This window comes from Holosporales bacterium (assembly GCA_031263535.1).
In the GTDB taxonomy this organism is placed as follows: domain Bacteria; phylum Pseudomonadota; class Alphaproteobacteria; order UBA3830; family JAIRWN01; genus JAIRWN01.
This window is the reverse complement of sequence record JAISFO010000007.1, coordinates 25,817-37,765: the sequence shown is the minus strand read 5'-3', so window position 1 is coordinate 37,765 and position 11,949 is coordinate 25,817. Positions and strand designations below refer to the sequence as shown.

Genomic DNA, 11,949 nt, shown 5'->3' with positions numbered 1-11,949 from the left:
TGTCGCAACCGAAGATATGGATAAAATGGAAAAGCTTGGCATAGATACCGGCGTACAGGCATTTTGCCCGCTTCTGAGCGACAGAGCTCTTCCGGTGTACATCGCCAACTTCGTGCTGCAGACCTATGGGACTGGGGCTATATTTGGAACGCCTGCACATGATGTGCGCGATTGGGATTTTGCTAAAAAATATGGACTTCAGATAAAGCTGGTTATTAAGCCGTCAGCCGGAAACGATGTTAATTTGCAAACAGGTCCCTACTTGGGCAATGGAACGATGATTGACTCGAAATTCCTAAACGGAAAGACGGTGCCAGAGGCCAAGGAATGCATAATTGAGCACTGTGAAAAAACAGGCATTGGCAAGGCTTCAGAATTTTATAGACTTCGGGACTGGGGCATATCGCGTCAACGCTATTGGGGATGCCCGATTCCGATGGTTCACTGCCAAAAATGTGGCGTCGTTCCAGCTGATGAAAAGGATTTGCCGATTACGTTGCCCGTCGATGTAACCTTCGATCAGCCTGGCAATCCCTTAGACAGACACCCGACTTGGGGCAAAACCATATGCCCAAGCTGCGGAGCCCCAGCCCGCCGCGAGACAGACACGATGGACACTTTCGTTGATTCGTCTTGGTATTTCATCAGGTTTTGTCAGGACAAAGCCTCTGATTTGGGGAAATTTGACCGAAAGCAGATTGAGCGCTGGCTGCCGGTTGATTTCTATATAGGCGGTATAGAGCATGCAATTTTGCATCTGCTGTATGCGAGGTTTTTTACTAAGGCCCTAAGGGACTGTGGGTACATAAGCCTTAATGAGCCATTTAGCGCCTTATTTACTCAGGGCATGGTGTGCCACAAAGCGTTTAGGCATAAAGACGGGCGTTGGCTTGCCCCGGATGAAGTAGAGTCCAAAAAAGGCGAGGTTATATGCAAGGCTGACGGCACGGTCGTTACCGTCGGACGCTCTGAGAAAATGAGCAAATCCAAAAAGAACGTTGTTTCCCCTGACGAAATGGTTCGTATATATGGGGCAGACTCGGTAAGGATGTTTGTGCTGTCCGACAGTCCAGTAGATAAAGACATGGAATGGTCTGATGAAGGCATAACTGGGTGTTGGCGCTTTATTAACCGCTTTTGGCGCTTGGTTATAACGTTCAGCGAGAAATATGATCAAACCAAAAAAGCCCCACCTGGCTTTATACAGCTCGATCTCCTTGAGCCTGAGGCGAAAGCTGGTTTTAAGCGTGTGCTTAAAAGTATTTCCCAAATTGGCGGTTTGTACGAGGTATTTCAGTTTAACCGGGCTATTGCGGCTATACATGATGCGGTTAATGTTATGTATGACCTGCTAAGCCACGTAGAGACGTACGGCGATGCGTTCAGAGATCTTTTGCTTCTTACGAATACTGTGATGGCGCCCATTACTTCACACTTAAGCGAAGAGGTTAACCAAGAGCTGGGCAACCCTAAAATGCTTTCAGAGACCGATTGGCCGGATTTTGATTGCTATGAACTCAAGCAAGAGACGGTCACGATTGCTGTTCAAGTGGGCGGTAAACTTCGCGCTACGTTGCAGGCGTTGCCAGATGCAACACAAAGCGAGCTGGAGCACGCGGCTAAGAACATTAATGCAGTAAAGAAATATCTGCCTATAAGCGGCGCTAAGAAGGTAATCTTTGTACCAGGGAAAATTATAAACTTTGTCGTATAAGTTATTTGCTTTGCTTGCTTTATGTTTACTTGGCGGATGCGTAATAGCGCCGCTTCACAAAAACGACGCATTTGAAAACTATGCAGCCCCGCGCGCTTCCGCCAAAGGATATCCTATAAAGATATCAATTATTCCCGACCGCGACGGAATTAATCTACGCAACAGATTGTTGGAAGCTTTTCAAGATACCCCAATATATTTCCCGTTTCCGTGCAAACTGGAGACTAAGCTGACCATACAAACCAGAGAGCTTGTGAAATATCCAGACGGCTCTACAGGAAGAAATGAAATGACTTGTATCGCCGAATACAGCATCGTTTCTATAGAGACTGGCAAAGAGCTTCTGAAGGACAAAGCTTCTGCGACGATTACTTGCAACATCGCAAGCCAGGAAGGGCAATTTGAGATCATGATTTACTCTCCATACTACAACAGCATGTTCGAACAAATCGCACGCAACATCTATGAATCTGTAAAGCTGTATGTCAGGCGCTGTCGCGGCAGCGATCCACTCAAGGTCAGCAGCTTACGCCCTCAAAGTCGTAAGGCTCATTAGATTTTGGCTTGCGATAGTACTCGTTTAATCTTTTCAAAGGCTTGCGGAATATTTTGGGGGCAAGCCCCGCCACCTTGGGCGAGATCTGGCCGACCGCCACATCCTCTGCCGCCAAGTACCTCAATAACCTCTTTTAGAATGCGGTTTGCCGGATAAATACTTGAAATGTCCTCACTAACGCCAACAGTCATGGACACTTTACCGTCAGCGCTTGTACTGGCCAAAGCTATTACGCTTTTTGTTTTGTGCTGAGCTTTCATCTGATCCATCATGGACCTAAGCTCTTTTGCGTCCAGCTCTGTAACGCTTTTGCTAACGAACGTTACCCCATTTATCTCACACTCGCTTCCGCCGCTAGAGGCGCCTTCAGAAAGCGCCATTTGCTGCCTGAGGTTTGTATTTTTTTGTTCCAGCTGATCGACAGTTAAGATAAGCGAAGAGCACTTATTCGTCAGCTCATCTGCGGTACACTTGAACATGGCGCAAAGGTCTTTAATGATCTGTTCAAAATTTGCTGCGTAGTTAAACACTTCAGTTCCGGCTATGGCCTCGATTCTACGTATGTTTGAGCCAATGCCAGTTTGCTCGGTAATTTTGAATATACCTATCTCGCCAGTAGATCCGACGTGCAAACCACCGCACAGTTCGGCCGAAACGACAGTATCTGTTTGCGGATTCCTCATGGTCACAACCCTGACCTTGTCGCCATACTTATCGCCAAACAAAGCCATTGCGCCGGATTTTATGGCAACGTCTTTGTCTACGATATCGATTGACACGGCCAGGTTACTTTGAATCCATTGATTTACCAGCATTTCAATCTGAAAGATCTGGTCATTATTCAGGGATTTTTGATAAGAAAAGTCGAACCTAAGCCTGCTGGAAGAAACTAACGAGCCCTTTTGTACAGCTGCCCCCCCTAACACTTGGCGCAAAGCGGCATGCAGCAAATGCGTTGCGCTGTGATTGACGCGCAGCTTATTGCGATTGACGGTGTTAACAGTCAAAGTTACAGACTGCCCTTCAGTGAAGCTGCCGCTTGTAACCTGGCCGTAGTGAACGACGATGCCGTCAAGCTTTTTGGTATTTTCAACTGAAAACCTAGCAGTTTGGCTTTCTATAAGCCCAATATCGCCAACCTGCCCGCCCGACTCGCCATAAAAACATGTCTCAGTGGTTATAATCGCGCCGTACTCACCTTGGGCAATCTGTCCGACAACAGCGTCTTCTTTCAGTATAGCCATTACCGTCGATTGGTTGCTGTCATGCTCGTAAGCCAAGGACACAGTGCTGTTCACTTTCTGCTTAAGAGCGTAGGTTGTTTCCGGCAGTGCTTTTTCGCCAGATCCGCTCCATGATTTTTTGGCCTCAAGCTTTTGTTTTTCAACGCATTCGTTAAACCCCTGAGTATCAACCGATATATTGTGGTCGCGCAGTATATCCTCGGTTAAATCAAGCGGAAAACCATAGGTATCATAAAGCTTGAAGGCGATATCTCCTGGCATTATCTTCTTGCCGCCCAGCGCCTTGATTTCTTGATCAAGGACAGACAGGCCGTTGTCCAAAGTTTGTTGAAAACGCTCTTCCTCCAGCGCCAAATTTTGTTTGATTGCCGACGCAAACATATCAAGCTCTGTATAGTAGGACGACATCCTGGGGATAAAAGCCTCAGCGATTTTGGGCATAAAAGGGTCATGAGCCGGGGCGCCAAGCTTCTTTGCATGTCTTATGGCGCGGCGTATGATTCTGCGCAGAACGTAACCCCGCCCTTCATTGCTTGGTGTCACTCCATCAGCCAACAAAAAACAGATTGAGCGCACGTGGTCAGCCACAACCTTATGAGACGGGGTAATACTATTCGGCGCCATATCCAGTATAGCGTTTATGTCCTGGATAGAGGCTTTTAGTATATCGGTCTCGTAATTGTCATGTACGCCCTGCAAAATGGCGGCCAGCCTTTCAAGCCCCATGCCAGTATCAATAGACGGCTTGGGTAAAGGGACTCTGCGACCGTCGGCAAGCTGTTCAAATTGCATAAAAACCAGGTTCCATATCTCTGTAAATCTGTCGCCATTTTGGGTCGCAGAGCCTGGAACGCCGCCAAATATATGCTCTCCATGATCATAGAAAATTTCCGAGCACGGTCCGCATGGCCCGGTATCACCCATTGACCAAAAATTATCGTTGGTTGAAATTGGTATTATCCGCTCATCACTCAGCCCAGAAATCTTACGCCACAGGGACTTGGCTTCCTCATCATCGTGATAAACGGTAACCAGTAAGCGACTTTTCGGCAAACCTATTTGTTTTGTAAGGAACTCCCACGCGAAGGCGATGGCTTTTTCTTTAAAGTAGTCTCCAAACGAAAAATTTCCTAGCATCTCAAAGAATGTGTGATGTCTGGCGGTGTATCCAACCTGATCTAAATCATTATGTTTCCCCCCGGCTCGGATACACTTTTGCGCGGTAGTTGCGCATTTATTCTCGCTTTTTACTTTGCCGATAAAAATATCCTTGAACTGAACCATCCCTGCGTTCACAAAAAGTAAACTGGGGTCGTTGTTGGGTATCAATGAGCTAGACGGAACGATAGGATGCCCTTGACCTGCAAAGAAATTCAGGAACGCACTTCGTAGGTCACTTGAAGAAATCATCAGGCTGATTGTCTTTCGACTGCGTCTGTATTGTCCATAACTTTCGGCTTAAGCCCGGCCCTCTCCCGCAAAGCACCCTCAATCTCAAGGGACAAATCAGGATTGTCCTTCAGGTATTGCTTGGCGGCTTCGCGACCTTGACCAAGCTTTTGTTCTTTGTACGAATACCAAGATCCGGATTTCTCAACAATTTCGGCCGTAACCCCCAGATCGATTATCTCGCCTTCTTTGGACACGCCTTCGCCGTACATTATATCAAAATTGACCGTTTTGAACGGCGGAGCCATCTTGTTTTTTACAACCTTAACCACGGTTTGGTTGCCGACGACCTCGTCTTTCTCTTTTATACTTCCTATACGCCGGATATCCAGCCTGACAGAGGCATAGAACTTTAAAGCATTCCCGCCAGTAGTCGTTTCAGGGCTGCCAAACATCACGCCGATTTTCATGCGTATTTGGTTAATGAATATAAGTATGCAGCGGGAGCGCGCTATTGTGGACGTAAGTTTTCTAAGCGCCTGGCTCATAAGCCTGGCCTGAAGCCCAACGTGCGTATCCCCCATCTCTCCTTCCAGCTCAGCTTTAGGGACAAGCGCGGCAACGCTGTCGATCACCACAACATCCAGACTGCCTGATCTTATAAGCGTATCTGCTATTTCTAAACCCTGTTCGCCCGTATCTGGTTGCGAGATCAAAAGCTCGTCTATATTTACGTTAAGCTTGCGAGCATAGACCGGATCCAGAGCGTGCTCTGCGTCTATAAAACCACATGTGCCACCTCTTTTTTGGGCTTCGGCCACAACTTGCAACGCCAAGGTAGTTTTACCCGAGCTTTCTGGGCCAAAGATTTCGACTATACGGCCGCACGGCAACCCTCCTATCCCCAACGCTATATCCAGCCCCAAAGACCCGGTGGGAATGGCGTCGGCGTCAACGGCAATCTCATGCTGACCAAGCTTCATAATTGATCCTTTGCCGAAAGCGCGTTCTATTTGAGTAAGCGCAGACTCAAGCGCTTTTTGCTTGTCCATATTGTCTTCCTTGTAATATTAAACTAAGGCTTAGTTCTACCTTACCTTGAGACAAAAGTCATAAAAAACTTCTTGGTACACATCCCTTTTAAAGTCTGGGGCCAGGGCCAGGATTGCATCTGGCGTTTTCCACTGCCAAGCGGAAAACTCGCGCGCAGGCTGATTAGTGTTAATCGACGATTCAACGCCAACAAACTTAAATAAAAACCATCGCTGAGCTTGTCCTTTATATCTTCCGTCAAATGCCAAAGAAGCCACGTTCGCCGGAAAGTCATAGGTATATACGTTCTTTGCTTGCTTGATCAGCACCAAATCTTTTTCCGCCATGCCTGTTTCTTCAAACAGTTCGCGGTACGCAGCTGTTAAGGCCTCTTCCCCTGGCGCGATACCACCCTGAGGCATTTGCCAAGCATTTTTTATATCGGTGCGTTCAGCCGCAAAGATATTCCCTGCTTGATTAAGCACAACCATGCCAACACATGGACGGTAACCTGCGACAAAACCTAGGTCTGACATACGCTGCAAAAGCCTTACTTAAACACTTTCGTTAAGCTCTGGTACGGCGGTTATCTTCATAAGGTTTATCTGATTGCTTTGGCGTTTCAATACCTCAATATTTAAGCCGCATATCGTGAACGATTGGCCTATTTCCGGTATACGCCTTGCTTCTTGCATGATAAGCCCGGCGATGGTCGAAGCTCCCTCGGGCAAGCTCCAATCAAACTCACGATTAAGGTCACGCACAGGTACGCTGCCATTTACCAATATGTTGCCGTCTTGCTGAACCTTTATACCGCTGGTTCCTACATCGTATTCATCTGCAATTTCACCAACGATTTCCTCTATGATATCCTCCAAAGTAACCAGCCCCATCAGATCGCCATATTCATCCACGACTAAGGCCAAGTGCGACCTGCGTTCCCTAAAAGCATACAACTGATTGAGAAGGTTCGTGGTTTCCGGAATAAACCATGGCGGGCTGGCAAGCGACAGGATGTTCAGCTGCGACAGCTTAAGCTCACCCTGCTTCATGGCCCTAAACAGGCTTTTTGTGTGTAATATCCCCAGTATGTTTTCTGGATTGTCTTTCCAAACAGGAATACGCGAGTACGGACAGTTCAGAACCTCCTTAATCACTTGCGCGGTCGACAGTCCACAGTCTATAGTCACCAGATTCTTTCTGTGGACCATTACCTTACCAACAGTCACGTCATCAAGGTCCAGAATGCCCTTAAGCATCACCTTTTCCTTTTTCTTTTCTTCTTGACCGGTTTGGGAGTGCATTTCTATCGCGCCAAGCAACTCCTCATCGGTTACAACTTTGTTGGCTTCGGGGTTTATCTTAACCCCCACCAGCCTCAAACTGGCTTTACCTGCGGCTTCAAGCAGCGTAGTCAAGGGTCTAAGTACTATGATTGCCCAGCGAATCATCGGCGCGGCAAACAGTGAAAACTTAAGCGAACTGTGAATCGCCAGCATTTTGGGCAGAATTTCGGTATATATAATGACAAATATGGCAACTAAAACAGCGGCGATGGGGACCTTGCCCTCCCCAAACATATTGATTGTAAGCCAGGTTGATATAGTCACAATCACATGGTTCGTCATCTGATTAGTTATAAGTATGGTGCTGATTGAGCTGGCGAACTTTTCTTGCAGCGATTTAACCAGCTTGGCCCGCTTGTTGCCGCTTTTGCTAAGCTGATGAAGATGGGCCCGGGAAGCGCCGGTCAATGCCGTCTCTGCCCCAGAGAAAAAACCCGAAAAAACCACAAGCAGCAAGAGCAATACGATAAAGAATATATGAAGAGGGGGCATTAATTATGTGCTAAAAACACCGCAGTAATTGGAATTGGTTTGTCTTTCAACGAAATCATGAGCATCATCGCTTCGATTATAACAAAACACTCGATAAGACAAAGTGTTTTATGAAAGTCCTTGGGATAGAGTCAAGCTGCGACGATACTGCGGCCGCTGTGGTCGCCGACGACAAAACAATTCTTTCGAACGTTGTATATTCTCAAGAACTTACGCATAAGTTGTATGGCGGCGTTGTGCCGGAAATTGCGGCTAGGGCCCATATCGACAAAATTTCCGCTGTCGTTCAATGCGCTTTGTCTCAGGCCAATTGCGACGTTGACGATATTGATCTGATCGCAGCTACGGCAGGGCCTGGCTTAATTGGGGGGCTGATCGTCGGGACCAGTTTCGCCAAAGCCATGGCTGTATCGCTAAGCAAGCCATATATGCCAATCAATCACCTTGAAGGACATGCCCTAACGGCCAGGCTGACCAATAATGTCGAGTATCCCTATCTTTTGTTTTTGCTTTCAGGCGGACACTGCCAGTCTATGGTTGTGCGAGGGTACGGCGATTACTCGGTAATCGGCCGCACATTGGATGATGCGATTGGTGAGTCATTTGATAAAGCGGCCAAAATGCTAGGCCTTCCAACCCCTGGCGGCCCATCCATAGAAAAAGCCGCACTGTCGGGCAACCATAAAAGATTTAAATTTTCGGTACCTATGCTCGGCAGGAATGACTTTTCTTTCTCTGGCTTGAAAACCGCCGTAAGGGTTCAGATTGAAAAGATTAATACTTTAAATAAGCAAGATATAAGCGACCTATCAGCCTCATTTCAACAAAGCATATGTGACGTTATGCTCGATAAGTTTAAGCAAATCCTGAAGGATAAACGGTTTTCTGATATCAAACAGCTGGTTTTGGGCGGTGGGGTTGGGGCCAATGCTGCAATCAGGCTAAACCTTCAAAAAGTATGCGATAATTGTGGGATAAATCTTATCGCCCCTCCTGCAAAATTCTGTACCGATAACGCCGCTATGATAGCGTGGGCGGCTGTGGAAGGGGCCGCTAACAGCTTTGAAGATTTGAAATTTTGCCCAGATCCAAACTGGCAGATCATTTAAAGACAACTGTGTTAATTTTTTTTACTAATGGCAAATATACTGAATTATGTTAGCCCAAGGTCGGGCGTTTTTGAAAGAGGATTTCAGATGAATAAGAAAATGATTTTGGTTTCTAGTTTGGTTTTAGGATTGAGTGCTGTAAGTACAGATTGTCAGGCTGGTTGGTTTGGTGATACTTGGAATAAATTTAAAGGTACTGCGTCCAGTGCTTTAAACCGGGCAAAAACCGCTATAAGCGAGCATGCTAATAATATAAAAACAGCGATTGTAGAAAATGGTAGACCGCTTCTTGAATCTGCAAGGCAAGCAGGTAGCGCAGCGCTTGCGCAAGCCAAGGATCAAGTGTCGGGTTTAGTACATGAGGCTGGTAACCATTTAAAGCAAACAGGAGCACAGTTTGTGCAAGATGTAAAAGAACATTTGGGCCTATAATTAAGCTTAATAAGCTTTTATCGTATCTTTAGTTTTTCGTATCACGCTCTGCTTTAGTCTTACGACGAAGCATAGCTTTTTACTTTAAATAATACACCCATTTAACGCCAGCGTTTGCGTGTGCGATGGGTGTTTTATTATTTCTAGGCAGATTACTGAATTGCCGAAACCGCGCTTATTTGCATTAACAATAACTAGGCTTACCTTGGCGGATGGGGTGGGATTCGAACCCACGATACGGTTTTGCCGTATACACACTTTCCAGGCGTGCGCCTTCGACCGCTCGGCCACCCATCCTTTGTAAAAAACTAGACTTGGCTAGAGTAAGGAAACCTAACTATCCAGTCACTTATTCAATAAAGGAATACAGCGTAAAATTCAACAGGTCCTTATAACTTCGCACCTTTAGAAGGTGGATCACTTTCCGCGCTTGTGGCCTAGTACAGAAAGGTGGGCGGGATCTGGCTCTAGATGCAATTATTGTTATTACCAAAATATAAGCCTCCTTTAATGGCGACTATACAATCATTTGCCCTACAGTATCTTCCGCTATGTTTGACCAGGCCAATCTGAGGTTGCGGTTATTGTTCTGATGCCACTTGGGGTTTATGGCAAATGTTTAGCCTGCGTGTGATACTCCGCTTCAAGTTTTTACAGTTCTGATTTTTTTTAAGATGCATATTGATAAAGACGTAAATAAGCATATAGGAAATCAATTAAGGCTGCGCCGACAACTTATGGGCCTAAGTCAAGAAAAGCTGGCGGAAAAATTAGGAATTACATTCCAGCAAGTGCAGAAATACGAAAAAGGCGTTAATAAAATAAGTGCAGCCAGGCTGCTTACTATAAGCGAGATTTTAAATACAAATATGAGCTACTTTTTCGAAGGGTTTGATAACAACTCTGGCTGTCCAGAGTATTCCCTGGGAGAAGACAGCGCCGCATATGATGAAGATGTTTTTTCTAAAAAGGAAACATTAGATCTGCTAAGAGCGTATTACATGATAGAGAACGTTCAGATACGCAAGCATGTCTTAGACTTAATTCGCGCAATACCAGAAAATTAGCGACCTTACCGCTTGAGCAAACTTAAGCTTACAGACAAACACAGCTCAAGCGCGTATTTATTTGGCTATAGCATCTGGTCTGTTAGCGGTTATGGCAGCAAACTGCTTACTTAGGCCATATACAGCAACAACCCATATACAAGCAATAAACAAGAAAACAATACCGATAATTGGCGATAGATCAAACAGCGTCCAGCCAGGAAACAAGAACAACAGCAGCTGTTGAATTGCCGCGCCACCAGATTTACCGAAACGGCCACCGACCACTTCAACCGCCGCTTTGCCTTTAATCTTCAGCTCATCATCCAATGGGATATATGACATCTCTTTGGTCGCATCAAACAGTGAATACTTAGTGGATTTCGCCAAAACATTTTGCGCAAAACCTATATAAACCGCCAGCCCCAGTGGTGCAATTGTCAGCCCAGCCAGCATAGGATCAAGCAGATATCCATATACTACAAAGAAGAAAAACAGCGCGCCTGTTACCACTATCATAATTGGTGTGATTACGGCGCTGGTGAACCAGCTGAATCGACGGACAATGTTCATGCCGATAAGCATCATAGCCAAGGCCGCAGTGCCTGTGTACATCTGCACGCGTCCCATGATGGCATTATATTCAGTGCTGTGCGCACAGAACGCACGCATACGATCTTTCCAGACACCTTCAACTAAGTTTATACTGACGCCATAGCATATGATTAGCAGCACGATATAACCCAGATATTTTGACGTAAATATGTACTTGAAGCTTTCGCCCAAAGACATTTTAGCTTTTTTCTTTTTCGTTTTGCCTGCGTTGGCCTCTGGGTCATAAAAACGCTTGTCAGTTAAGACGTTCTTTTCCATCCACCAGTATATACACATAATTATAACGCAAGACGAAATAACAAAGATCATAATACTGTGAAGAGAATGATCCCAAGCCGCTATATCGCTACCACTGGTAGAAAGATTGACTATAAGGTTGCCGGCGGCTATTGCGCCAAAGTTGCTGAAAAAGCCAAACATACTGTAAAAGCGCCTAGCTTCTTTTAGGTTGGTAATTTCATTTGCATACTGCCAAAACATAAGCGAGATCATCACGCTGCCCCAAAGCTCTGCCATTATGTAAAACGATGACAGTGTCCAGTTGCTGGCAATCAACAGCAACCACCTGAATCTAGGCCACAACGCCATAACAGAGGTCAAGTCCGGGTGTAAAGCATCCCTGTTGGGATATAGGAAAAACACAAACAACGCGAGGTATAAAGCAAAAAAAGAAGTTATTGAATAGAATAACTTTGGCCGATTTAAGACATTAGCCAGCTTCGAATAAACCAACATAAATATGACCGCGCTGGGTAGCACGGCAAACAGCTTAAGAGCGCTTATGATCTCAGCCCCACAAAGCGGAACTATTAATGCGTCCTTTGTACAACGCATGGTGCTGTAGTTAAAAACGATGAATAACATCATGAAGGCTGTCGGCAAAAATTTCTTAAGCTCAAAATTGTGTATAGGCCAAAGAATCGAACGAAAACCTTTAAACTCAGCTTCCTGAGTCTTTGCTGCTTTAGACATTT

General features: G+C 45.8%; 9 protein-coding genes, 1 tRNA gene and 1 pseudogene. 5 read left to right on the top strand and 6 right to left on the bottom strand.

What is annotated here, in order from left to right; translation table 11 throughout:
* A partial coding sequence (gene leuS / locus LBL30_00770) for a leucine--tRNA ligase (GenBank protein ID MDR1031643.1) occupies positions 1 to 1,714 on the top strand: 1,714 nt, incomplete at its 5' end.
* A complete protein-coding gene (locus LBL30_00765) occupies positions 1,704 to 2,270 on the top strand; it encodes a hypothetical protein (protein ID MDR1031642.1) in 567 nt (188 codons plus the stop codon). The genes leuS and LBL30_00765, both read left to right, overlap by 11 nt.
* Here LBL30_00765 and alaS read toward each other — a convergent pair.
* The 4 genes and pseudogenes from alaS to LBL30_00745 form a co-directional block, all read right to left on the bottom strand.
* On the bottom strand, positions 2,267 to 4,924 hold the full coding sequence (gene alaS / locus LBL30_00760) for an alanine--tRNA ligase (protein MDR1031641.1): 2,658 nt from the start codon (positions 4,922 to 4,924) through the stop codon (positions 2,267 to 2,269). The two genes, LBL30_00765 and alaS, sit on opposite strands and share 4 nt — an antisense overlap.
* 62 nt (positions 4,925 to 4,986) lie before the next feature.
* Positions 4,987 to 5,955 (bottom strand): annotated as a pseudogene (recA, locus tag LBL30_00755) (recombinase RecA).
* A gap of 36 nt (positions 5,956 to 5,991) precedes the next feature.
* A complete protein-coding gene (locus tag LBL30_00750; protein MDR1031640.1) occupies positions 5,992 to 6,471 on the bottom strand; it encodes an RNA pyrophosphohydrolase in 480 nt (159 codons plus the stop codon).
* 18 nt (positions 6,472 to 6,489) lie between these two features.
* Positions 6,490 to 7,773, bottom strand: coding sequence for a CNNM domain-containing protein (locus tag LBL30_00745; protein MDR1031639.1), 1,284 nt, complete (start codon positions 7,771 to 7,773; stop codon positions 6,490 to 6,492).
* A gap of 110 nt (positions 7,774 to 7,883) precedes the next feature.
* On the opposite strand from LBL30_00745, the gene tsaD reads away from it, so the two are divergent.
* Positions 7,884 to 8,882, top strand: coding sequence for a tRNA (adenosine(37)-N6)-threonylcarbamoyltransferase complex transferase subunit TsaD (gene tsaD / locus LBL30_00740; GenBank protein MDR1031638.1), 999 nt, complete (start codon positions 7,884 to 7,886; stop codon positions 8,880 to 8,882).
* 87 nt (positions 8,883 to 8,969) lie between these two features.
* Positions 8,970 to 9,314, top strand: coding sequence for a hypothetical protein (locus LBL30_00735; GenBank protein ID MDR1031637.1), 345 nt, complete (start codon positions 8,970 to 8,972; stop codon positions 9,312 to 9,314).
* Positions 9,315 to 9,520: 206 nt separating this feature from the next.
* Here LBL30_00735 and LBL30_00730 read toward each other — a convergent pair.
* Positions 9,521 to 9,611: transfer RNA gene (locus LBL30_00730), tRNA-Ser, on the bottom strand.
* A 377-nt stretch (positions 9,612 to 9,988) separates the two neighbouring features.
* Between LBL30_00730 and LBL30_00725 the strand changes: the two genes are divergently transcribed.
* Positions 9,989 to 10,381, top strand: coding sequence for a helix-turn-helix transcriptional regulator (locus LBL30_00725; protein MDR1031636.1), 393 nt, complete (start codon positions 9,989 to 9,991; stop codon positions 10,379 to 10,381).
* A 57-nt stretch (positions 10,382 to 10,438) separates the two neighbouring features.
* Here LBL30_00725 and LBL30_00720 read toward each other — a convergent pair whose 3' ends face one another.
* On the bottom strand, positions 10,439 to 11,947 hold the full coding sequence (locus LBL30_00720) for an NTP/NDP exchange transporter (GenBank protein ID MDR1031635.1): 1,509 nt from the start codon (positions 11,945 to 11,947) through the stop codon (positions 10,439 to 10,441).
* Between the last annotated feature and the right edge of the window lie 2 nt (positions 11,948 to 11,949).